23 protein-coding genes and 2 pseudogenes are annotated in these 22,375 nt (G+C 64.8%); 12 read left to right on the plus strand and 13 right to left on the minus strand.

All coding sequences use genetic code 11. The annotated features are described in order from the left end of the window. Positions 1–278: 278 nt before the first annotated feature. Positions 279–560 carry a YggT family protein gene (locus tag OIE68_RS02675; protein WP_327097804.1) on the minus strand — a complete coding sequence of 94 codons (282 nt, stop codon included), beginning with the start codon at positions 558–560 and terminating at the stop codon, positions 279–281. Between the two features lie 111 nt (positions 561–671). On the opposite strand from OIE68_RS02675, the gene OIE68_RS02680 reads away from it, so the two are divergent. Both OIE68_RS02680 and OIE68_RS02685 read left to right on the plus strand, forming a co-directional pair. Continuing rightward, positions 672–1,463 carry a transporter substrate-binding domain-containing protein gene (locus OIE68_RS02680; protein WP_327097805.1) on the plus strand — a complete coding sequence of 264 codons (792 nt, stop codon included), beginning with the start codon at positions 672–674 and terminating at the stop codon, positions 1,461–1,463. A 5-nt stretch (positions 1,464–1,468) separates the two neighbouring features. Continuing rightward, positions 1,469–2,176 (plus strand): 2'-5' RNA ligase family protein, encoded by a 708-nt coding sequence (locus tag OIE68_RS02685; RefSeq protein WP_327097806.1) that lies wholly within the window; start codon positions 1,469–1,471, stop codon positions 2,174–2,176. Here OIE68_RS02685 and OIE68_RS02690 read toward each other — a convergent pair. Continuing rightward, positions 2,173–3,453 (minus strand): helix-turn-helix transcriptional regulator, encoded by a 1,281-nt coding sequence (locus OIE68_RS02690; RefSeq protein ID WP_327097807.1) that lies wholly within the window; start codon positions 3,451–3,453, stop codon positions 2,173–2,175. The genes OIE68_RS02685 and OIE68_RS02690 overlap by 4 nt on opposite strands. A gap of 354 nt (positions 3,454–3,807) precedes the next feature. On the opposite strand from OIE68_RS02690, the gene OIE68_RS02695 reads away from it, so the two are divergent. Continuing rightward, the gene (locus tag OIE68_RS02695) at positions 3,808–4,107 is read left to right on the plus strand and encodes a hypothetical protein (RefSeq protein WP_327097808.1); all 300 of its coding nucleotides are present in this window, start codon (positions 3,808–3,810) and stop codon (positions 4,105–4,107) included. A gap of 169 nt (positions 4,108–4,276) precedes the next feature. Here OIE68_RS02695 and OIE68_RS02700 read toward each other — a convergent pair whose 3' ends face one another. Then, positions 4,277–4,711: a heme-binding protein gene (locus tag OIE68_RS02700; RefSeq protein WP_327097809.1), complete on the minus strand. Its 435-nt coding sequence runs from the start codon at positions 4,709–4,711 to the stop codon at positions 4,277–4,279. Between the two features lie 184 nt (positions 4,712–4,895). On the opposite strand from OIE68_RS02700, the pseudogene OIE68_RS02705 reads away from it, so the two are divergent. Further along, positions 4,896–5,117 (plus strand): annotated as a pseudogene (locus OIE68_RS02705) (DUF3556 domain-containing protein); the annotation flags it as partial. A gap of 48 nt (positions 5,118–5,165) precedes the next feature. Here OIE68_RS02705 and OIE68_RS02710 read toward each other — a convergent pair. Next, complete coding sequence (locus OIE68_RS02710; RefSeq protein ID WP_327097810.1) at positions 5,166–6,374, minus strand: RNA-guided endonuclease TnpB family protein; 1,209 nt, start codon at positions 6,372–6,374, stop codon at positions 5,166–5,168. A gap of 230 nt (positions 6,375–6,604) precedes the next feature. Between OIE68_RS02710 and OIE68_RS02715 the strand changes: the two are divergent. Beyond that, positions 6,605–6,730, plus strand: a pseudogene (locus tag OIE68_RS02715) (DUF3556 domain-containing protein); the annotation flags it as partial. 23 nt (positions 6,731–6,753) lie between these two features. Here OIE68_RS02715 and OIE68_RS02720 read toward each other — a convergent pair. Beyond that, entirely contained in the window at positions 6,754–7,269 is a 516-nt protein-coding gene (locus tag OIE68_RS02720; protein WP_327097811.1) for a hypothetical protein, read from the minus strand. 150 nt (positions 7,270–7,419) lie between these two features. Between OIE68_RS02720 and OIE68_RS02725 the strand changes: the two genes are divergently transcribed. The 3 genes from OIE68_RS02725 to OIE68_RS02735 all read left to right on the plus strand — a co-directional run bounded on the left by OIE68_RS02725 (position 7,420) and on the right by OIE68_RS02735 (position 9,277). Next, entirely contained in the window at positions 7,420–7,740 is a 321-nt protein-coding gene (locus OIE68_RS02725) for a hypothetical protein (RefSeq protein WP_327097812.1), read from the plus strand. Between the two features lie 110 nt (positions 7,741–7,850). Continuing rightward, positions 7,851–8,642 (plus strand): alpha/beta hydrolase, encoded by a 792-nt coding sequence (locus OIE68_RS02730; RefSeq protein WP_327097813.1) that lies wholly within the window; start codon positions 7,851–7,853, stop codon positions 8,640–8,642. Positions 8,643–8,848: 206 nt separating this feature from the next. Beyond that, a complete protein-coding gene (locus OIE68_RS02735) occupies positions 8,849–9,277 on the plus strand; it encodes a DUF6636 domain-containing protein (RefSeq protein ID WP_327097814.1) in 429 nt (142 codons plus the stop codon). Positions 9,278–9,319: 42 nt separating this feature from the next. Here the strand turns inward: OIE68_RS02735 and OIE68_RS02740 are convergent, their stop codons facing one another. After that, positions 9,320–10,213, minus strand: a complete 894-nt coding sequence (locus OIE68_RS02740) for an oxidoreductase (protein WP_327097815.1) — start codon at positions 10,211–10,213, stop codon at positions 9,320–9,322. A gap of 75 nt (positions 10,214–10,288) precedes the next feature. Between OIE68_RS02740 and OIE68_RS02745 the strand changes: the two genes are divergently transcribed. Next, positions 10,289–10,858: a TetR/AcrR family transcriptional regulator gene (locus tag OIE68_RS02745; RefSeq protein WP_327097816.1), complete on the plus strand. Its 570-nt coding sequence runs from the start codon at positions 10,289–10,291 to the stop codon at positions 10,856–10,858. 40 nt (positions 10,859–10,898) lie between these two features. Continuing rightward, on the plus strand, positions 10,899–11,456 hold the full coding sequence (locus OIE68_RS02750; RefSeq protein WP_327097817.1) for a hypothetical protein: 558 nt from the start codon (positions 10,899–10,901) through the stop codon (positions 11,454–11,456). 104 nt (positions 11,457–11,560) lie between these two features. Here OIE68_RS02750 and msrA read toward each other — a convergent pair whose 3' ends face one another. The 4 genes from msrA to OIE68_RS02770 all read right to left on the minus strand — a co-directional run bounded on the left by msrA (position 11,561) and on the right by OIE68_RS02770 (position 15,250). Continuing rightward, positions 11,561–12,073 carry a peptide-methionine (S)-S-oxide reductase MsrA gene (gene msrA / locus OIE68_RS02755; RefSeq protein ID WP_327097818.1) on the minus strand — a complete coding sequence of 171 codons (513 nt, stop codon included), beginning with the start codon at positions 12,071–12,073 and terminating at the stop codon, positions 11,561–11,563. A 76-nt stretch (positions 12,074–12,149) separates the two neighbouring features. After that, positions 12,150–12,605, minus strand: coding sequence for a peptide-methionine (R)-S-oxide reductase MsrB (msrB, locus tag OIE68_RS02760; protein ID WP_327097819.1), 456 nt, complete (start codon positions 12,603–12,605; stop codon positions 12,150–12,152). A gap of 83 nt (positions 12,606–12,688) precedes the next feature. Beyond that, on the minus strand, positions 12,689–13,555 hold the full coding sequence (locus OIE68_RS02765) for an alpha/beta hydrolase (RefSeq protein ID WP_327097820.1): 867 nt from the start codon (positions 13,553–13,555) through the stop codon (positions 12,689–12,691). A 30-nt stretch (positions 13,556–13,585) separates the two neighbouring features. Next, positions 13,586–15,250 (minus strand): bifunctional phosphatase PAP2/diacylglycerol kinase family protein, encoded by a 1,665-nt coding sequence (locus tag OIE68_RS02770; RefSeq protein ID WP_327097821.1) that lies wholly within the window; start codon positions 15,248–15,250, stop codon positions 13,586–13,588. A gap of 11 nt (positions 15,251–15,261) precedes the next feature. Between OIE68_RS02770 and OIE68_RS02775 the strand changes: the two genes are divergently transcribed. Further along, positions 15,262–17,286 (plus strand): M3 family metallopeptidase, encoded by a 2,025-nt coding sequence (locus tag OIE68_RS02775; protein ID WP_327097822.1) that lies wholly within the window; start codon positions 15,262–15,264, stop codon positions 17,284–17,286. 50 nt (positions 17,287–17,336) lie between these two features. Here the strand turns inward: OIE68_RS02775 and OIE68_RS02780 are convergent, their stop codons facing one another. Both OIE68_RS02780 and OIE68_RS02785 read right to left on the minus strand, forming a co-directional pair. Continuing rightward, the gene (locus OIE68_RS02780) at positions 17,337–18,734 is read right to left on the minus strand and encodes an AIM24 family protein (protein ID WP_327097823.1); all 1,398 of its coding nucleotides are present in this window, start codon (positions 18,732–18,734) and stop codon (positions 17,337–17,339) included. Between the two features lie 48 nt (positions 18,735–18,782). Next, positions 18,783–19,109: a hypothetical protein gene (locus OIE68_RS02785; RefSeq protein ID WP_327097824.1), complete on the minus strand. Its 327-nt coding sequence runs from the start codon at positions 19,107–19,109 to the stop codon at positions 18,783–18,785. A gap of 137 nt (positions 19,110–19,246) precedes the next feature. On the opposite strand from OIE68_RS02785, the gene OIE68_RS02790 reads away from it, so the two are divergent. Beyond that, the gene (locus OIE68_RS02790) at positions 19,247–20,731 is read left to right on the plus strand and encodes an alpha/beta fold hydrolase (RefSeq protein ID WP_327097825.1); all 1,485 of its coding nucleotides are present in this window, start codon (positions 19,247–19,249) and stop codon (positions 20,729–20,731) included. 3 nt (positions 20,732–20,734) lie between these two features. Here OIE68_RS02790 and OIE68_RS02795 read toward each other — a convergent pair whose 3' ends face one another. Continuing rightward, positions 20,735–22,249 carry a putative glycoside hydrolase gene (locus OIE68_RS02795; protein ID WP_327097826.1) on the minus strand — a complete coding sequence of 505 codons (1,515 nt, stop codon included), beginning with the start codon at positions 22,247–22,249 and terminating at the stop codon, positions 20,735–20,737. Between the last annotated feature and the right edge of the window lie 126 nt (positions 22,250–22,375).

Below are 22,375 nucleotides of genomic sequence, written 5' to 3' on the forward strand. Positions count from 1 at the left end.
GTCTCGGCGGCAGATCCAGTACCTTCGGCGTCGCGCACAGTCGCGCCATCCTCGACGACGATCCGCGCACGGCGGTCGTCCAGGCTCTACTTCGCGACGCGTCCGCGCACTGCCCAGGCACGCTGTGCGGCGCGCACCGGGTTAACGGAGGCACCGATGCAGCGCCTGCACGACGAAAGGCCATGCGGTGGAATCGGGATCGATGAGTTCGAAATGTCCGATGCCGGGCAACTCGACGAGTTCTGCGCCGGATTTCGTGCAGTACTCTCGCGCCTCGGTTACAGGCTGAAGAAGATCTGACGCAGGACCAGGGCGACGATGAAGACCACGGTGAACGCCAGGTCGATGGAAAGTCCGCCCAACCGGACCGGTTGTAGGTACCGGCGCACCGGGGCGATCACCGGTTCGGTCGCGGAATGGCTCAGGTCGCGGGCGCGGTTCACCCACTGGGGGTGCCTGCCATCGGCGAGCACGCCTACCCAATCGAGTACCAGCCGGGCGAGTAGCAGCAGGATGAATACCGTCAGGGCTAACCCGAGCAAGGTGCCGATAAGGGTCATGTCGAACTCCTTCGTGGGTGGCCAGCTACCAGTATCAACGGTCGGCACCGGCTGAGAAGTGTCCCGTTCGTCGGGTTCTCAGCCGACTATCAGGTCGGTTAGCCTGTCCCGATGCGCCGACCGCTCCGATACCTGCCGATAGCCGTCATATCGACCCTGAGCTGGCTACTCGCCACCGGGCCCGTCGCGACCGCACAGGATGCCTCGCACCTGATTACCGTGCAGCAGTCGGGCGTGCTGCGCGTCTGCACCACCGGCGACTACCCGCCCTACACCCTGCGCGAAGACGACGGCACCTACCGCGGCGTCGACATCACCCTCGCTACCGACCTCGCCGCCACTTTGCATGTTGTCCCGCAATGGATTCCGACCACCTGGTCCACCCTGACCGACGACTTCCTCGCACGCTGCGATATCGCCGTCGGCGGCATCTCCGACACCCCGGCCCGCCGCGTCGTCGCCGATTTCTCCATCCCCACCTCCATCGACGGCAAGACTCCCGTCGTCCGCCGCACCGACGCCGCCGACTACGCCACCGTCGACCAGATCAACCGCCCCGAGGTTCGGGTAATCGTCAACCGCGGCGGTACCAACGAAGCCTTCGCCCGCACCAACTTCCCCGAAGCCCAACTCACCATCTGGCCCGATAACCTCACCATCTACGACCAGCTCGAGCAACACAATGCCGACGTCTTCGTCACCGACTCGGTCGAGGGCCGCTACCGCCAACGCACCCACCCCACCCTCCAGGTCCTACACCCCGACACCCCCTTCGACTCCGCCCCCAAGGCCTACTTGCTGCCCAAGGGCGACACCCTCTTCAACACCGTCGTCAACACCTGGCTCGAATCCGAAATCCGCACCGGCAGAAGCAATCAGCTACTTGCCGACTGGATCGGCTGACAGGCATGACCGTCACGTCGAAACTCCCGTTTCCCCCGTTGCGTCCGACCTCGACATCAGAGCCTGGCATCATCCGAAGCAACGACTGGTCGGCGTTTCGTGAGCTGACCGAACTCCATGACCACTGGACGTTGAAGGGGTGGGCACCTGGCCGCTCCGGCTTCTACTGGTATCTGACGTTCAGTGATCCGACACTGGCCGATCTGGCCTCGAAGTGCCAGGTTCAACTCGGAACCGACACCCTCGACCACGTGCCTCTGGACAGCTTGCACCTCACAGTGCTGAGCATCGGCAACACCGATCAGGTATCCAATACCGAACTCACGCGATTGACCGAACTCACTCGTCAGCGGCTTGCCGGGATCAACTCATTCGACCTGAGCATCGGGCCTCTCGTCGGATCTCGCAGTGCCATCAGGTTTTCGGTTGCACCATGGGATCCCTTGCTCGAGCTCCACCGGTCACTCAGGGAATGCACCGCCGCGGTTCGTCCGAGCAGCCAATTGACTGAAACATCAGAATTCCGACCACATCTCGGAATCGCCTATATCAACGTACAACAGGTGGCCAACGGTCTGGTCGCCGCCGTCGAACAGCTGCGGGACCTCGCACCGGTGACGGTTCGGGTCGAGGATGTGCACCTTGTCGAACTGCGGCGCGATGGCAGACAGTACGTCTGGCGCGACCACGCGGTCATCCCGTTGGCCCGCTAGCCGCCCTCGGGCGCGGCGAATGATCGCGCCGACGAAGACCAATCGTGCAGGGCTCGCAGGTAGTCCCTCGACGCCGAAGTTGATACCGCCCCGATTACTTCGCCCAATTCGTGCGCACGCTGCCACACCGAACGGATCGGCCGGTCACTCGATGCAGCCAGCGCCTCCATCCCTAACTGCACAGCATGCTCGACCTCTGCGGACTGTCGCTGAATGAGCGCGGTCGCAACATCCAGACGGACCAGTGACCGACTCCAGACCGAGTCAGATTCGTCGACTCGATCTTCGACATATTGGCCGAACTGCAATGCCTGCTCGTAATCGCCGGCCGACAGATACGCAGTCGCAGCGTTTGCCATCAGTCGAGCCTCGCCATATGGGGCAAAAGTCAGTGCCGGTGTCAGGCCCGGCCCGCTTTTGTGCCCGGTCGCTATCTCGGTCGCGCGGTCGATCGCCTCTGCGACTCCAGCCGCGTCGCCCAGCTTGCCGAGCGCACGGGCAAGACCATTCGAGTACAGACGAATTGATTGAGGTCTCTGGCCCGACAGGCGGATCCCTTCGCGCGCTAGCGCAACCGACTCTGTGAAGCGACCTTCGTAATAGGCGCAGAAGCTCTCGGTGCCGAGAACCCAAGCCTGCAGATCGCGGTCCTCTGTACGTATCGCGATGGCTGATGCCTCTCGGCAATACATCTTGGCGCAGCCGAACATCCCTCGGTTGACCGCCATATACCCGAGGACACCGGACAACTGTCCCGCAAGCCGGTAGAGGTGCGCGATCTGCGCTGGATGGCGCCGCTGCTGCAGCAACTCCTCAACTCGTCGGCGCGCCGCGACCGCCTCCGGCGCCAGAACACGCGGGCCTTCGAGCTCGTAACGGTCGACCAGATCATCGATAGTGAGCGCCAAAACCGCAGCTATGTCGTCATCGGCGTGGAGGTCCCCGAGTCGCTGCATTCGCGCAGCAATCTCGAGGCCGGTCTCGAAGCCGTCGGCGTCGACTGATCGAAGCGGGGTTGGGGGAGCCGTCGACGTGTCGGGTATATCCGTCATGCTCGCCTTGAACCGCTGACGCTGGTGTTCATCGAGGCGCCCCAAGAGCGTATCCATCGCTGCTGCATACTCTCCGGCCAGAGTGATGGTCACACCCCTGCTTTCCCATTTGCGTATGACCGCTTCGGAGCACCCGATTTTCTCGGCGAACTCCTTTTGCGTCACACGCAGGGCAGCCAGGCGCATGACTTTAACCTCGACCCCTGTCCATCTGGTCACGATCATCGCGATTCGCCCACCCGTAATCGTCGGTCCCTAATCGCAGCGTAGAGGTTCCGTAGCGGTCGTGTGGCTTCAATCTCCCGGGAACCGGAGAGATGGTTTGTATACATCCCGGGAGCGAGTGTCTCGGCTACACCACGACGGGAGGAACGATGACCGATTCGAAACTGCCGCAACGTGATCCGTTCGTCGGACCGCCATCAATCTACACCGGCGCCCCGGCCGATGTGATCGGACGGTTCGCATGTGCGGTCCGCGAATGGGCGGACCAGCCCAGCAGTCGTCCCGGTGCCGGGGTGTCGCGTCCCCCGGCATCGGGCGCACCAACTAGGAGGGAGAATGATGCGTGGAGATAGGTTGCGTACCACGCGAACCCAGGATGGCCGCAAGACCGCGGTGTGGCAAATGGTGGACCGCGCTCCGCGGATCCTGCGCGCGCAATTCATCTTCGAATCGTTCACCGCATATCGCCTGCCCGCACAGACGCCACTTCCGGAAGCACAAGCCGGAACGATCATGTTCGAGCCGTATCCCGATCTGGTTACCGCTCGCGAGTTACTCCCCAAGCACGCCGATCTGTGGGACGCGCTTCGCGATGACTACTGGGCAGCGCTGACCAACACGGAGGACCTGCCGAAGAGCGACAAGACTTCGTGAGCGCTTGCTCACGCCCGAACGCTGTCCGGCAATCCGGACCACACGCATCCGACGACACGCGATATAAGCATGTGGCATGGAGATCTATTGCCCTGCAACGTAATTCAGGATGGAGTAAGTGGACATCCGTTTGTCTACTGACACCCGAGTGTGAGCCGCGGGCGCCCGGCTATTCAGCGGAACGGTTATCCTGCCACCGCTGCACCGCTGTTTGCACGGCTGCTTCGTCTTCGAGAGCGTGGGCTCCGGATGCGCCTGCGGCGCCGAGGATCAAGTCACCGTCGGTGATCAGAACACCGCCTGCCCATGGGACGAAGTCGCCGCCGTAGAGGTGCTGGATGCTGTCGACGATTCCGCCGGGCAGTTCGATCTGGCCGGAGGGGCGCAGTGCAAGCAGCGCGGTGCGCGCCTTGGCCATCGCGATTCGACTGGTCATAGGCATACCGCCGTCGCCTCGCCGCAGGGCGATCACCTCGCCCGCAAGGTCGACAACTGCCACCGCCAGCGGCGGAAACCCTCGCTCCGCACCGACCGCTAATGCGGTTTGCACCAGCCAATCCGCATCGGCCGACTTCAGTCCCGGAAAGCGCGGAGTACCAGACACGAACACGAAACTAACGCCGATAGCCCCGGCCGTCAAAGCAGCTACCCGCCGACCGTCCACGCCATCATCTCGTTCGTCGGGACCCGTTATTGACAGCAAATGGTCGAGCTGTCAACGTATCGGAGCACATCGGGGTACGTGATTCGGCTTGGTGCTCCGGTGTCGGCGAATCGGAGAGTGCTTGATGGGGTTTCTCGAACCCGACCTGCCTGTGGTCGATATGGCGGAGTGGAGTAAAGGCACTCGCAGTGAGCGGCTCCGGCCGATGGCGCGGCACTGGGCCGAGGTGGGATTCGGGACGCCGGTCGCGCTGCATTTGTTCTATGTCGGCAAGGTCTGTCTTTATATTCTCGGTGGCTGGCTGATCGCGTTGGCCACCAAGGGGATCGATGGATTCGCGAATGTCGATGTGCGTGCGTTGGAATGGAATGTCTTCTTGGCTTTCTCTCCGCGCCTAGAGGCGGGGGATTCCGACCTTCACAGGTCGGGTTTCCTGCTTCACCGGCGACTGCCGCGCCGACGACTGCCGGGTTGGTCTTACACCGCCTCCACAGGCAGCGACCACCAGCCCGGCGGCCAAAATATTCCTCGCGGCGTTGATGTCGCGATCGTGGGTCACACCGCACCGGCACACCCATTCCCGCACATCCAACGCCATAGCGTCGTTCACGGACCCACACGCCGAGCAGGTCTTGCTCGACGGGAACCACCGGTCCACGGCGATCACCTCACGCCTGTACCAGGCGGCCTTGTATTCCAGCATGGAACGCAACTGCGACCACGAGGCATCGGAGATCGCACGCGCCAGACTGTGATTGCCTAGCATCCCGGCCACGTTCAGATCCTCGATCACGATCGTTTGGTTCTCACGAACGAGGCGAGTACTGAGTTTGTGCAGATAGTCTCTGCGGCGGTCGGTGATACGAGCGTGGAGACGCGCCACCTTCCGGCGAGCCTTCTCGCGGTTCAACGAACCCTTGGCCTTGCGGGCAAGGGCGCGTTGAGCTTTCACCAGCCGCGCCTGTTCTCGCCGCTGATGTCTGGGATTGGTGATCTTCTCACCGGTCGACAACGCCAGCAGCGAGGTGATCCCGGCATCCACACCAACGACGCTGTCGGTGTGCGGATGGTCGGTGACCGCAGTCTCGGTGAGCACCGACACGAACCATCGGCCCGCGCCGTCACAAGACACCGTGACCGTGGACGGTTGCGCACCCTCGGGCAACGGCCGAGACCACACGATATTCAATGGGTCGGCCATCTTCGCGAGGGTGAGTTGCCCGTCACGGAATGTGAATGCCGACCGCGTGTACTCCGCCGAGGAGCGAGACTTCTTCCTCGACTTGAAACGCGGGTAACGCCCCCGCTTGTCGAAGAAACTCGCGAACGCGCCCTGCAGATGCCGCAATGCCTGCTGCAACGGCACCGACGACACCTCACCCAAGAACTTCAGATCATCGGTTTTCTTCCACGCAGTCAGCATCGCCGAGGTTTCGTTGTAGTTGACGCGACGCTGCTCGGTGTACCAAGCGGCAGTCCTGGCTTCCAGGGCCTTGTTGTAGACCAGGCGGACACATCCGAACGTGCGCACAAGCTCCCGCTCCTGCTGTTCGGTCGGATAGAAGCGGTACTTGAACGCCCGCTTCACCAACGTCTCCCCCATGCCTCACACGTTAACAGTTGGGTTGTGAAACGGTGAAATCCCTGCGTCAGAATTGTTTTCGGCACCGGACACGCTGGCGATGAACTCGACCCACCTCCTCTTCACAACTGAAGCCGGACGTCATCGCGCTACGGACATCGGATGATCTTCGGTGTGCTCGTATTGTTCGTCGCATCCGTATCGCCGGAAACCGTTTACCGTACGAGATTTCGTTCCTACCGGGAATGCGCTACTGCCTTGTCGACGCCGCCACCGGCGAATTCGAACGCGGCACAGTAAATGTCGCCGACATGGTGACCCGCCAACCCTGGGCCGATGACGTCCCGGTCCAGGTCATCCACACCGACCGCGACTGATCGGACGCAGCGTCTGCGGATCGTCACTCGAGCTCGTTGAACGGGCGCACGCCCGCTACCCCCAGTTCGACGCGAGTGGCGGCGATGAACTCGTCCTGCGCGGTCCATAACTGCTGGAACAGCTTCGGCGGAATTTCGCTCGCACTGTGGTTTGCGCGGGCCGCCGCGACTTGACGTGCCGCTGTGAGTATTTGCAGTCCGGTCGCAACTGTCTGTTCCGACTTGCACACGATCCTCAATGCGACCCACGCGGACTCGAGTCTCTCCTTATACGGTCGCCCGGCTTCGTCGAAAAACGGCATCAGCTCATCGGGTGCCTGAGGATGCGGAACGGCCGAGATCAGCGCGGTCGGCTCGAGCGCGAAGGCGACATACTGCCGGTAAGCCGATGCGAACTCGTTGTAGGTCGACAGCCTGATATCTCGCCACTCGCGCTGGTGATCACGGTGCCATTGCCGTTCTTGATTCCGGATCGTCAGCCACCCGCCGAGCACGACTCCCAACAGCACGGCCAGCGCGGATATTGCAGGTCCCAACACGCCTACGCGTCCCTCCCACGAACTACGGCAAGCATGAAACACGGAGTGCCCCAAGGGAAAGCAACAATAGCTCGTCGCGACCCTCGGGTGTCCGTATTCTGGCTTCATAGCGGCAGATCGGCCGGGGGGGCAAGCGTGGAGGGCCACGAAATGCGCAGTCTGGAAATGCGGTATCGCGATCTCGTTGCAGAAGTCGAGCGAGTCGACCATGCGAAGGTCAATGCCGATCAGCTCACCGAGCTGTATCGCCGTTTGGACCAGCTCGACTACGAACTACGGACTACGGTCGCGCATGGGTTGCGTCGCGAGCAGCTCACCCGGCTGAGCGAGGTGGCAGCGGACAAGCTGAGCGCCAGGGAGGCGCATGCCAAGGTTGCTCGTGACGTGGCGCAGGCGGCTGTGGCGCGACAAGCCCAGGCTGCCCAGTCCTCGATCGCAACCAGATCGCAGGCCAGGAGCTATCGGATGTAATCCGCGATTCCGCGCGGCCGTTCGGCCCACGCAGGCCCGTTGATGTAGACATGTACCGAGGCGACATCGACGAGGAGACAGGCCATGGACGTCAATGTGGGACGTGTCCGATGAGCGGTGACCCGCTTGTGCTGTTGCATGGTGTGGCGATGTCGGCGCGGGTGTGGGATCCGTTGATTCCGCAGCTGTCCGCCCGGTACCAGGTGCTCGCGCCGACTGCGCTGGGGCATCGGGGTGGGGCGGCGGTGTCGCGGCGCCCGGCGCGGATTACCGACTTTGTCGACGAGGTCGAACGGCTGCTCGATGAAAATGGTTGGGCAACAGCGCATCTGGTCGGGAACTCGCTCGGCGGGTGGACCGCTATCGAGTTGGCACGTCGGGGTCGTGCACGTACTGTCTGCGCGCTCTCACCCGCCGGATTCTGGGATGCGGGCGGTACCGGGCATGCCGATTCCTCCGCCACCATCGCGCGCAACGTCACCTTCGCGCGCCTGACCCGGCCGCTCGCACCGCTGACGCTACGGTCATCGCTGGTGCGGCGGTTGGCCTTGCGGGTCATCGCCGAACACGGCGATCGCCTCGAATCATCGGCCGCCGAGGGCATCGTCGCGGATCTGCTCGGTTGCACGGTCACCGATGATCTGCTCAATACCAAAGATGCGATTGCGGAGTTCGAGCGGCTACCTTGCCCGATTACCGTGGCCTGGTCGCAGGCCGACCGTATCTTTCCGGTAGCGGTCAATGGCGCGATCGCCCAGCAGCGCCTACCAGGCGTCACGTTCGAGGTTCTGCCCGGTGCCGGGCACGTCCCCATGATCGATGACCCGGAGTTGGTCCTGCGCACCATCCTGACCCGCACCAGCGAGGCTCCGTCTCCGGAGGATTCTCCACCGGAGCGGTGAGGTAACCACCGTTTCGGCGGTAGCCACATCTTGGGGCGAGTGTCGATTTCGTGGAGGATCGGTGCCGTGAGGAAGGCCGCCCAGAGAAGCTTGGGGCCCTTCCCACTGATGCACTTCTCGAGCAATCCGCGAACTTCTCTGTGTGGTCCGGTGTCGATCGGCGGGCGTAGCCTGCCGCATCGGATCGTGAATTGGGGGCAGTTCGGATGACGAATCGGGTGGGTATTGCGGCATTGGCGGCAGTGTCCGGGTCGATGCTGGCCTTCGGGGTGGCGGGGGCGCAGCAGCCGGATCTGTCGAACGGGTTTCGGTCGCCGTCCGGAAATATGACCTGTGTGGTTGCCGATAAGGGTGCGGTCTGTGAGATCGGCGACTATTCGTATGCGGCGCCGGCCAAGCCGAGCAACTGCTATCAGGCGTATGGCGACCGCATCGTGCTGTTCCAGGGGGATCCGGCGCGGTTCACCTGCCACGGTGACACGATCCGGGACAGCAGTCTGCCGATCCTCGACTACGGTCAGTCGTTCCGGTCCGGCGAAGTGGTCTGCGAGAGCCAGACGTCCGGTATGAAGTGCGCGAATACCCGTACCGGACACTGGTTCTCGCTCGCGCGGGAGGGCTATCAGCTGGGTTGATCGGATGGTGACGGGACCGGATCGCGCACCCGGTCCCGTCTCTCATCGGAATCTGTAGCGGACGCCGGTCAGTTCCTCGGACACGTCCCAGAGCCGCCCCTGCCGCCGGACATCGCGCGACCGTGCGCTGGATTCGACCCGCACGGGATTGCCCTGAATCTCGAATAGCCCTGAGGGGCCGTAATATTCGCCGCCTTTGACGTCCGGGTCCGTGGCGGCGCGGAGGGTGGGCAGCGCACCCATGGCGGGAGTGCGGCCGAACAAGCGGGCGATAGCGAGATTCGGCAACCGGAAGCCTGCGGGGGAGTAGCGGAAGATCTCGGTGCTCGCGCCACCGGGATGCGCGGCTGCGGCGATGGCCGGTGTGTCGGTGAGGCGGCGGTCGAGTTCATAGGTGAAGAGCAGGTTGGCGAGTTTCGATTTGGCGTAGGCATTTCCGGTCGGTGCGGCCGGGTCGTCGGCGTCGATGCAGCCGAACCGATGGCCGATGCTGCTGACCGTGACGATACGTCCGGCCGGCGCTGCGACGATCCTGTCGAGCAGCAGTCCGGTCAACGCGAAGTGGCCGAGATGATTTATGCCCCATTGGATTTCGAATCCATCGGCCGTGGTGCCGGTCAAGCCGGTCACGCCGGCATTATTGATCAAGAGGTCGATGCGATCGTAGCGATCGCGGATCGCCGCGCCCGCGTCACGGACCGACTCCAGCGCACCCAAGTCGAGTTCGGCGACGTCGATAGTTGCCTCGGGTACCAGCCTGCGGATCCGATCGGCCGCATCCTTGGCTTTGTCGGTGTTGCGGCAGGCCAGGACTACGACGGCGCCGTGTTCGGCCAGCGCCCGAGCCGTCTCGTAGCCGAGTCCGGTATTGGCCCCGGTGACCACGGCGATGCGTCCGCTCTGGTCAGGAATTTCGGTGTCGGTCCATCTGCTCATCAGCGTTGCTCCTAACATGAACGATGCGTTCACATTAAAGTGAACCAGTAGTTCATGTTCTGGGCAAGGAGAACCATGACCGAACGTCCTACGAGACGCGCCGATGCGCTGCGCAATCGGGAAGCAATCCGCACGGCCGCCCGCGATCTCGTGATCGACCGAGGCCCCGGCATCGGGATGGACGAGATCGCGGCGGCGGCGGGCGTTGCGGTCGGGACGCTCTACCGGCACTTCCCGACCAAAAAGGACCTCATCGACGCCATCGTCGCCGACCTGGCGGCCGTGATCGGCCGATCGCTGGACGCGGCGCTGGCCCGCGTCACCGACGGCACCGGTTCGGCGATCGACGAGATCGTCGCCCTGCTGCAGGCCGTCGTGCTCGATATGCGCCAGGAACGACTGCTCAGATTCGCCGTCGCCGGACTCGCCGAGGACGCACTGCAGGAAATCCAGCAGCGTGGCCGCGCCGCGGTCGAACAACTCGTCACCGCCGCCCACCGTGACGGTTCGCTCTATCCGGATATCACCGTCGACGATGTAATCCTGCTGCTGACCACCGCGCCCGACGACGCCGTAGCCCGAGCCGGACAACTCCGATGGCTGACCCTGGCGCGCCGCGCCCTCACACCCGTGGCCGAGCGGTGAAACTGTCGATAGTCAGAACGCGAGACAGGGAGGAGGCGCCATGCACTGGGATCAGATGTCCGCAACGCCCGATGAGCTCCGCGAGCGGGTGACGCGGGGGCGGCGCACTGCCGGGCAACTCGGGGTGCTCGGGTCGATCATCGATGCGGCGGAAGGTCCGTGGCTCGGTGCGATCGATACCGATGGCCGGGGTGCTGCGGAGTTGCGGATGCACCTCGCCGGGCGCTTCCGCCTCACCGCGGTGGTGACGAGTGCCGGAAAGTTCGACCTCGTACAGCTGACGGGACCGAGCGTCGATCGGGTGCTGTCGTCGAAGCCGTCGGTGCGGCGGGGGTGGGATGCGGACCAGCGCATGCCCAAACAGCCGGAGTGGCTGGATTACGTTGTGGGCTGGGTGATGTACGCCAGCGCGGAGATCGACCGTCGCGCGGTCGTCGAGTGGCGGCTGGCCGGGGCCGATCGGAAATTGGAGGCGATGAACGACACGGTGGACAACCTGCGCGCCGGCCTCCGAGAACGCGAACAGCTGCGGGACGAGCTGGCCGCCGAGGTCGCGGAGTTGCGCAATGAACTCGAATCCTTCACCGGGAGTACATAATCGTTCCCAGCGGTGGCAGATGGTCGCCCGCCGGGCACCCCCTGGTGTCAAGGGGTGCCCGGCGCATCGAATACCTTGTGCCGCAATCAATTGCGGCACACAACCTACTGTGCGTTCTGCCGCTTCGGCAGCTTCCAGCCCGGTCGCGGGAAGTGGCAGGTGTAGCCGTCCGGGTAGCGCAGCAGGTAGTCCTGGTGGTCGGGCTCGGCCTCCCAGAACTCACTCGCCGCGGTCACCTCGGTGACCACCTTGCCCGGCCACAGGCCCGAGTCATCGACATCGACGATGGTTTCCAGCGCGACGCGCTTCTGCTCGTCGTCGAGATAGAAGATCGCCGAACGGTAGCTGGAGCCGATGTCGTTGCCCTGGCGGTCCTTCGTCGTCGGATCGTGGATCTGGAAGAAGAACTCCAGCAGCGCCCGGTAGTCGGTCTGCGCCGGGTCGTAGATGATCTCCACGGCCTCGGCATGGCCCGGGTGGTTGCGGTAGGTGGGGTGATCGTTTTGCCCGCCGGAGTAGCCGACTCGCGTCGAAATAACCCCCGGCTGCTTACGAATCAAGTCCTGCATGCCCCAGAAGCATCCGCCGGCCAGAATCGCCTTTCGCGTGTCACTCATGACTTCGCCTCGCTGGCGCTCGGCTCCGTCACGACCAACAGGTCGGCTGTGTTGATTGTTCGCTCGCTGCGCTCGCTCACGCGTCCTCCTTCGTAAACAGGGTCCTGTACCGACCGTAGCCTTCCGTCTCGAGGTCATCGAGGTGGATGAACCGCAGGGCCGCCGAGTTGATGCAATACCGCAGGCCGCCCGCCGCGCGCGGTCCGTCGGTGAACACATGCCCGAGATGGCTGTCACCGTGCGTCGAACGCACCTCGGTGCGGATCATCAGATGACTGAAATCCCGCTTCTCGACGACGTTCTCGCTATCGATCGGCTTGGTGAAACTCGGCCATCCCGAACCGCTTTCGAACTTGTCGACCGAGGCGAACAACGGTTCACCGGAAACCACATCCACGTAGATACCCGGCTCGTGATTGTCCCAATACTCGCCCGTGAACGCCCGCTCGGTCCCGTCCTGCTGGGTGACGTGGTACTGCTCGGGCGACAGCGCCTCCACCGCGGCGGGGTTCCGGTTGTATTCCTGTGCCACCTGACCTCCTCATATCGGCCCCTCGTATAACCCGTGGTCCGATCCGGAAAGTCCCCGCCGAGCAGCGCGTCACACTTCTGTCATTATTGCCCGGCCAACACAGCGCGCAGTGTGCGTGCGAAGGCTTCGGGCTGGCCCGGGTATCCGTATTCGCCACCGAGGAAGCCGCCGTGATGGCTCGGGAATACGGTTGCCTGCCGGCCTAGCAGCGCGGCGGCGGCCGCCGATGTGCGTGCGGTGAAGGTGCCCGCGGACTCCTCGCCGACGGCGATCACGACCCGGGTCGGTGCGGCGGACAGCGCGGCGACATCGAGGTGATAGCTGCTGATCGCCCAGGACCGGTCGGACAGCAGCGGATCTTCCCGGGAACCGTCGTCCTCGCTCGGCATTCCGAACATGGCGGGATCGGCGGTGGGCTGGGCGAAGTAGTCGTCGGTGTACTCGCCTTGCCAGGAGGTCATCGCGATGAAGGTCGCCATGCCCGCCCCGAAGCCCTTGGCCTCGTATGCGTCGCGAACTCCCGCACGGGCGCGCTCGGCGGCGGCCGCGTCGGGCAGCACCGGAATCAGCGGCGGCTCATGGGCCACCACCGTGCTGACATCGTTCGGATAGGCCGCCACCAGCGCGAGCGCGGTGACCGCGCCGCCGCTGCTCCCGAACAACTCGACCGGGCCCGCGCCGAGCGCCTCGATCACGGCGTGTACGTCCTCGGCCTGGACCATCGGCGTGTTGTCGACCCGACCGTCCTTCCGTGTGCTGCGGCCGAGCCCGCGCGGATCGTAGGTGACCACCGTGCGATCCGGAAAGTACGAGGCCAGCGTGCTGAACCCGCCGGCATCCATGGGCTGCCCGATCATGACCAACGGTGGGCGTCCCCCATCAGTGGGCAGTGGCCCGTGCACGTCGTACACGATCTCGGCTCCGGCGGTTTCCAGCGTGTGTGTCGTCATACCGATATCGACGTCGCTCCCGTCGAAAATTCATCGGTTCGTGCGGAAGGCATCGCGGAGCCAGGGCGCCCGGCGGTGGTGCGGGCGGAACCGGTCGGCCCAGCGGGGGTTCGATTCGTCGCGGCGGTAGGCAGCGAGCTGGCCCGCCATCGTGAAGTGCAGGTGGGTGGCCTTGCCGATCACCTCGCCATCGGTGGCCAGCGCCTCCGGCCTGGGCAATTGCACATACAGTTCGGGTAGGCGGCGCTCGCCGTAGACCTTGCTGTGGCCGATCGCGGCCAGCAGCAGCGCCACCAATGCGCGGGTGCGTGACCAGCGCAGATCGGCGCGCAGCCAGCGGACGTCGAGTAGTCCGGCGTCGAGCCGGTCACGGAAGGCGGGTACGGCGCCGTGCGGGTGGTAGGGGCCGTTGCCGATGAACAGGAACCACACTCGCTGCCACCGATCGTCGAGATAGATCTCGATCGGTTCGGCCCGGCGCAGAGTGACCACCAGCGCGGCCGCGAAGGCGGGCCATTTGCCCCAGCGCGCCTGCCACTGCTCGCGCAGCCGCACCAGGTCCGGATAGGCGCCGATGCTGGCGGTATTGATCAAATGCCTGGTGTGCGAACCGGTTTCGTCACCGTACTCGACGCGTGCGATATCGACCGCGACCGCCTCGCCGGTCCCGGTCGCATCGATCACCTCGCGCAAATCGTAGACGCCGAGATCACGCGCGAAATGGTTGAGCGTGCCGGTGGGGATGACGGCCAGCGGCAACTCGTGCCGCAGCGCCACCGCGGCCGCGGCCGCCACGGTGCCGTCGCCACCGGCGATGCCCAACGCCAGTACCGGCCCGGCGTGTTCGGCGAGTGCCCGCTCGAGTTGTTCGGCGGCATCGAGGTCGGGTTCGGTGCGCAGGACGGTGGCGGCGGGCAGGGCCGCGATGATATCGGCGGTGGGATCGTAGTTCGGATCGCCGGAAACCGGATTCACCAACACCAAAAGACCCTTGCCCGCCTCCAGTGCGGGCGCCGCCCGGACCAGCCTGGCCTGTGCCTCGTCCGATTCACGCACCGGCCACCAGCGTCGGGTGGCCAATGCGATACCGGAACCAACGGCCGCCCCGACGAGCACATCGGAGCTCCAGTGCACGCCGGTGTGCACCCGCGAGTAGGCGACGGTGGCCGCCAGCGGGGCGACAACCAGTGCGGTGCGCGGACTTTCGAGTGCGACCGCCGTGGCGAATGCCGCCGCGCAGGCGCTGTGTCCGGAGGGGAAGGAGGAGGACTTCGGGGCCGGCGTCAGCCGCCGGTATGCGGGCAAAAGTTCGGCGGCCGGTCGGCGCCGCGCAATAAGCGTCTTGAGTCCGAGGTTGACGGCCAGGCTCGCGCTCCCGACGGAGACGACCCCACGCAGCGCGGCCCGCCGTGGTGTGCCCTGGCGGGTGGCGAGTAGCGCCGCGCAGACCAGCCACAGCGTGCTGAAATCGGCGCTCTTCGTGAGCCGCAGCAGGCCACTGTCGACCAAGGAGGCCGGTAATTCGGCGACCGCGCTGCCGACCGCCCGATCGAATCGCCCGACTCTGTAGAACTTTCGCCGCACCCAGCTACTCACCCGCTCGACATTACCGATCGCGGCGCACGGCGTGGTGCCGCCGTCGTCAGCGCTGTGCTCGCCGGCGATTTCGCTGCCAGGGGAGCGCGATCGGAGCATAGGGTTCACCTATGACGAGCAATCCGTTCTTCGAGCCAAGCGCGCTGCCGTATGAGCTTCCTCCGTTCGCCGAGATCGGTACCGAGCACTATTTGCCTGCGTTCGAGCGAGGGATGGCGCAACAACTGGCAGAGGTGGCCGCCATCACCTCGAGCGGGGAGGAGCCGAGTTTTGCGAATACCATTGCGGCCTTGGAGCGTTCGGGGGCGGTGCTGACTCGGGTCGCGAATGTGTTCTTCAATATCACGAGCTCCGATTCCAGCGAGACCACCGATGCGATCGAGGCCGAGGTATCGCCGAAGCTGGCGGCGCATCGGGACGCGATCTACTTGGATCCTGAGCTCTTTGCGCGGGTCGAGACGCTCTACGGCCGCCGAAACGAACTGGGCTCGGATCCCGAGGAAACGCGACTGCTGGAGCAATATCATATTCGGTTCGTGCGGGCCGGGGCTCGGCTGGATGCGGCCGGGCAGGCGCGGTTGCGTGAGTTGAATGCGGAACTCGCGACGGCGGCAACGGAATTCGGGCAGAATATTTTGGCGGCGACCAATGGTGCGACGGTGGTCGTCGAGTCGGCGGCGGAATTGGCGGGGCTGGGGCAGGCGGCCGTGGCGGCGGCCGCGGAGAACGCTCGGGAGTTGGGGCGTGACGGTGCGTGGGCGCTTCGGCTGCAGAACGTTTCGAATCAGCCCGTACTGGCGGAACTGGCCGACCGGGACGTGCGGCAGCGGGTGATGGCGGCCTCGCTTGGGCGCGGGTTGGGTGACAACGGCGCGCTCGCCGTGCGGATCGCCGGATTGCGAGCGGAACGGGCCGCGCTGCTGGGCTATTCCGATCATGCGGCGTATGCGGTCGAGGATCAGACTGCGAAAACCGCTGCGGCGGTGGAGGAAATGCTCGGGCGATTGGTCGCACCCGCGGTGGCCAATGCGGAACGCGAGGCGGCCGAGTTGGCACAGGCCATGGGTGGGCAGGAGCTGCGCTCATGGGATTGGCAGTTCTGGTCGGAAAAGGTTCGAGCCGAACGGTTTTCGGTTGACGCGGAAGCGTTGCGTCCCTATTTCGAGCTCGAACGGGTGTTGCGCGACGGTGTCTTCTTCGCCGCTGAGCAGGTGTACGGGATCACCTTCCAGGAGCGGAAGGATCTGGTCGGATACCACCCGGAGGTGCGGATCTTCGAGGTATTCGACGCGCAAGGCAGTGCGCTCGGACTGTTCCTCGGTGACTTCTTCGCGCGACCGTCGAAGCGTGGCGGGGCATGGATGAACGAATTGGTCAGCCAGTCAAGGCTTTTGGGGAAGCGGCCGGTGGTGGTCAACAACCTCAATATCGTGAAGCCGCCCGCGGGCGAACCCGCACTGCTCACCTGGGACAACGTGCGCACGCTCTTCCACGAGTTCGGGCACGCGCTGCACGGACTGTTCTCGGATGTGATGTACCCGTTCTTCTCCGGGACCGAAGTGCCGCGGGATTTCGTCGAATTCCCGTCCCAGGTGAACGAGATGTGGATGTCGCGTCCGGAGGTACTCGCCAACTACGCAAGGCATATCGAGACCGGTGCGCCGATGCCCACCGAACTGGTCGAGCGGATGGCGGAGGCCGAGCGTTTCGGTACGGGCTTCAAAACCGTCGAATATCTGGGCGCGACACTGCTGGACTGGGCGTGGCATCGCGTGCCAGCACCCGAGGCGCTGGCCGACACCGATGCCGAGGCGTTCGAGGAGGAAGCTCTGCGCAAAGCGGGTCTGGCCATCGACGCGATTCCGCCGCGCTACCGGTCCGGCTACTTCGCCCACATCTTCTCCGGCGGCTACGCGGCGGGCTACTACTCCTACATCTGGAGTGAGGTGCTGGACGCGGACACCGTCGAGTGGTTCGACGAGGGCGACGCGTCCATCCGGGAAAAGGGCGAGGCCTTCCGCCGCGAACTGCTCTCGCGCGGTGGCTCGGTCGACCCGCTCGAGGCCTTCGAATCCTTCCGCGGCCGCGCCCCCGAAATCGAACCGCTCCTGGTCCGGCGCGGTCTGTTGAACTGATTCGGGGCGCTGGAACCGGCTGTGGCCCATCCGGTTCCAGCGCGGGACGGTTATCCGAACAAGCCGCCGAGCACGCCGCCGCTTTGTCCGGCCTCCTGACCACCACCGGTGCCGCCGATGAAACCGCCCGGCGGCAGTTCCGACGGCTGCACGATGACGAAGCCACGCCCGGAGAACGACAGCGTCAGACCCTCGCCGGTGCTGCGGCCGATGAGGCGGCCGAGGCCGAAGGAGTCGTTGCGCTTGATGCCGGTGGACAGACTCGACGACCAGGCCACCGCGGCCTGTGGGTCGGCGTAGGTGGGCTGGTCGACATTGAGGACGACGGGCGAGCCGTGGGTGGTGATGGCGATGCGACCGCGTCCGGTGAACACGCAGTTGAAGAAGCCGGCGTTACTGGCGAAACCGGCTGCGCCCTGGACCCTTTGGATGTTGTAGGACAGCGAGGTATCGAAAGCCAGCACATTCGAGCCGTTGATGGTGAGCCCGTCGGTGCCGTCGAGATCGACGGTGTGTACGTCGGCGGCGGCATCGGCGAGGAAAAGATCGCCGCGACCGGACACCTGCATCAGCGGCACCCCCTCACCGGTGAGCCGCTGCTGGATCGCACGGCCGATACCGCCCGAACCGAGCGCCTTGAAATGCAGGTCACCCTGGTAGGCGACCATCGAGCCGGCCCGCGCCATGGTCTCGCCATTGACGGCGACCTTGATCATCTTGCCGCCCTGCTTCTGGATGCCGATGCCGTTGACCTCGGCGTGGCTCGGATCGAACAGTTCGCTCTGCATCGGCAGCGCTCCTTGCTGTGGTGCAATCGGTGGGGGCGGCGGCACGGCGCCGGACGGGGGATAGGCGGGCGGAACGGGAGCCTGCGGCTGGGCTGGGTATTGCGGCGGCACCGGAGCCTGTTGGTATTGCGGCTGGGCCGCAGCGGGCGGTGCTGCTTCGGGTTCGTCGTCGATATTCACACCGAACGCCGTCGCGATTCCGGCCAGCCCGTTGTCAAAGCCCTGCCCGACCGCGCGCACCTTCCACGCACCGCCGCGCCGGTAGATCTCCACGCACACCACGGCTGTCTCGGTACTGAGCCCGGTCATCGGGAAGGTCAGCGTTCCGGAATCGGATCCGATCGTCGCGGTCAGCGAACTCGCGCCCGCGAAGGTCGGCGGCCCGCTGCCGTCGAGGCTGGCCGTGACCACGACCTTGTCGACATCGGCGGGCAGTGCGGAGGTCTGCACATCGACCATATCGCCGGCACCGCGGCCGTGCCGATAGGTGACGCCGGGACCGGCCGGCTGATTGAAGAAGACGAAGTCGGCATCGGAGCGGACCCGCCCGTCGGCGCCGAGTAGCAGCGCCGACACATCGACCGGCGCTGCGCAGGTGACGGTCACGATCATCCGGTCGCCGGGTGCGGGTCGATTTTCCCCGCGTGCGAGTGCGGTCACGGCGGACCGCCCCGGTCGATATGTCCGAGTGGCATGCGATTCACGGGATCAAGTGTGTCGCGAGTCCCGTCCGATTGCCACCACCCGTGATAGATCCGGCCACGGCGGCCTGCGCAGCACCGCGAGCGTGGCGATGACCGCGGCCAGCAGACCGATCAATTCGCCCATCAGCGCGATCCGGGTCGCATCGACCGCGGGTGTCCAGCTGACCACTCCGTCATGGACCACGAACGCACCCACCGGACGAGTGGTGCGCAGCAGACCGCCCGTCCTGGTGACGGTGATGATCGTGGTGCCGTCGGAAGTTTCGTACGGCTGCCCGTAGGCGAGCGAATCCTCCACTGTCCGTAGTGAATTCAATTGGCTTCGAAGCATTGATTCCTCCCCTCGATGCGGAACCAGCGGTGGCGCGGCCCCCTTGGAGTATCGGTGGCACCACCAAATGTGGCAAGGGTGCCCTGCTACGGGGTGTGGTACGAAGTTGCGGGATTTGGCGGTGAGAGGCGTGTGGGTTGTCGGCGAGGCTTTTGCGGTGGTTGGTGCTGGTAGCGGTCGGGGCGGCGCTGATCACCGTGCCCGGGGCGCAGGTCGATCCGACGTACCGGTTCTATCACCAGCGACTGCATTGGCATGCCTGCGGTATCGATGATTTGGACAAGGCTGGGGCCGAATGCGCGGATGTGCTGGTGCCGCTCGATTATCTGCGGCCCTACGATCGCACGCTGAAGATCGCGATATCCCGGGTCCGGGCCACCGATCCGGATCAGCGCCATGGCGTCCTGCTGGCCAATCCGGGTGGTCCCGGCGCATCGGGTCTGGACACCGTGGATCTGCTCGGTGACGTGCTCACCCCGCCGGCGCGGGCCCGTTTCGATCTGATCGGTATGGATCCGCGTGGTGTCGGTGGCTCCGGGCGCACGCCGCGCTGCGGATGGCCGGTGGGCGAAATGATCCATTCGGCGGGTCTGACTTCGCAGGGCTTCGCGCGGGAAACCGCGCTGGCGTCGGATATGGCCGAGGGCTGTCTGGCCGATGACCCGGTGAAGGTGCGCCAGCTCACCACCCGCAATACCGCTCGCGATATGGATGTCATCCGAGTAGCGCTGGGCGAGCCGAAGCTCAGCTATTACGGCGTTTCCTACGGCACCTACCTCGGTGCGGTATTCACCCAGATGTTTCCGGAACGCAGCGACCGGATGGTGTTCGACAGCGCTATCGATCCGGATCGGTATTGGACCGGGCTCGTCCAGGATTGGGGTCCGTCGGATGAGCGGGCGATCGACGAATGGTCGAATTGGGCTGCGGGACAGGATGATACGTATCACTTCGGTTCGACCCCGACCGAAGTTCGTGCATCGCTGACGGAGCTGCTCGCCGCGGCGGCACGGCAACCGATCGTGATCGACGACTTCCCGATCGACGATCACTGGCTGCCATTTCTATTGCACAACATGGTGACCGATTTCCGGCGTAACCAAGCGCTGGCCGAAACCTTGCGTGAGATCGCCGATGCGGCGGGCGGCCCGCCCGTGGTGGCGCGGGCGCCACGTCTGCAAATCGTCTTGCAGGCCTTGCGATCCGAGGAGAACTCCGTCTTGGCCCAGATCGCCTGCGGTGATGCCGCGGCACCGACAGATCCGGCGTGGTACGCGAGCAATATCGAAGCCAGCCGTGCCACGCAGCCGATATTCGGTCCGCTGGCCAACAATATCCAGCCCTGCGCATTCTGGCCCCGACCCGTCGAACCCGCAACCACCGTGCGGAATTCGGTTCCCGCCCTCATCCTGCAGGCGACCGGTGACGCCCGAACCCCGTATACCCACGGTGCCCGACTGCATCAGCACCTATCCGAATCCCGCATGGTCACACTGCAGGACATCCGCATCCACATGACCTTCCGCCCCGACCTGAGCGCCTGCGTCAACAATGCGATCAATACCTACTACGCCGACGGCGCCCTGCCCGCCGCCGACGTCACCTGCCACGCAGACCAGTAGGGATCAACCGGGCACGACGGCCCAGGAGTGATACCGCGACGCCGCATTCCAGAGGAAGAAGCTGTTCGTCCCCGCCGCCGCCGCGGCATCGATCTGCGCCTTGACCTCGGCATCGCCGTAGTTCACCCCCAGGCTGAAATCCTGTAGCCACGGAATGACTTTCGCGCCGGTACCGTCGGTCTGCTCGAAGAAGTCGGCCAGCGATCGGAGAATAATGTCGTACGGCTGGGCATTGGGGTTCGCGACACCGTATTCACCGGCATTCCAATGCGACGGGTAGAGCATCGGAGCCACATAGTCGACATACCGAGCGATCGCCGGAATATCCTGCGCGATCTCATCCGGGCGCGTCGCCGCGATGCCGAACACGGCGGCACCGAGATTAGCGCCTTTGTCGCGTACCGGATCCCGGCTCTCGTGCAGGAACTCGGCGATGGATGCACTGGGCGTGACGGTCAGCCCCGGAAACTGCATCTGCGACAGTGCACCATCCGGCCGCCGGACATAGTCGTACATTATTCCGTCGAAGCCGAGCTCGGCCGCCTCGGTCGCGAGATCGATGTTGTACTTGCGGATTTCGGGATTGGCGAAGTTGGTGAAAGCGATCGCACCGTACTGGCTGGCATACGGCTGACCGGAGGGATTCTGGATGACCCAGTCCGGATGTCCGCCGTGCCATGCCCATTCGGCCATGGTCGGATCGCGGAAGGCCACGATCCGCCCGACCACCCGCACATTCATCTCGTGCAGTTGTCGCAGTGCGGCGCGCACATCGTAGATATTGGTGGCCGCACCCGCCTGCTGTGCCAGCGGTACCTGCGAGTCGTAGCCGATGACCCCGTCCTCATCCTTGATATCGAGCTGAACGGTGTCGATGCGCCCCTCGCGGGCCATATCCAGAATGGGCTCGCGTAAACCCTCGTATGCCCATCCGTACGCCGTGATATGCACGGCCTTGACCCGGGGCATATCGACCGAGGTCGTAATCGCCTGCGTCGCCTTGTTTCCCGCCGCATCGACCGCGGTCACCGCACCGCCCACCGGTGTGCGCGGCAGTGTGATCTCGAAGGTGCCGTCCGCGGCGGGGGTGACCGACTGCGCGCCGACGGAAACGTGCACCGCACCGGATTCCTTGCCGCGCAACGTGATCGGCTGACGATACGATCCGGCCGTACCCGGCTGGGTCACCTCGAGTTTCGGCGCCTCGGTATCCACGGTGAAGGTCGCCGTGACCCCCGGACCGGCGCTGAACAGGCCGAGTATGCCCCCGCGTGGTATCTCGGCGGTGAACTTGTGGTCGCCATCGGTGAGCGGTCCGGGCCGGTACACCATCGAATCGCCTTCGACCGTGCCGTTCACCGCCTTGCCGTCGAGTTCGAGCCGCATATCGTTCGGGTTGTGGCCGTGGGCGTCCACACGCAATACCAGACCGGTCAGCGTGCCGGCACCGACGACTCCGTCCGGTAATCCGGCCAGCGCCAAACCCGCGGGCTCGGACCGATTGGCGCCGATGATCACGGATGCGATGAGGATTGATAAAACTCCGATAACCGCTATTGCCGCGAGCCGCCATCGCCCGGTAACTCGGACCAATTTGTCCAACGCGCACACCAACTTTCATCCATCGCTATTGCCTAACTATCT

The organism is Nocardia vinacea (assembly GCF_035920345.1).
GTDB classification, from domain to species: Bacteria; Actinomycetota; Actinomycetes; order Mycobacteriales; family Mycobacteriaceae; genus Nocardia; species Nocardia vinacea_A.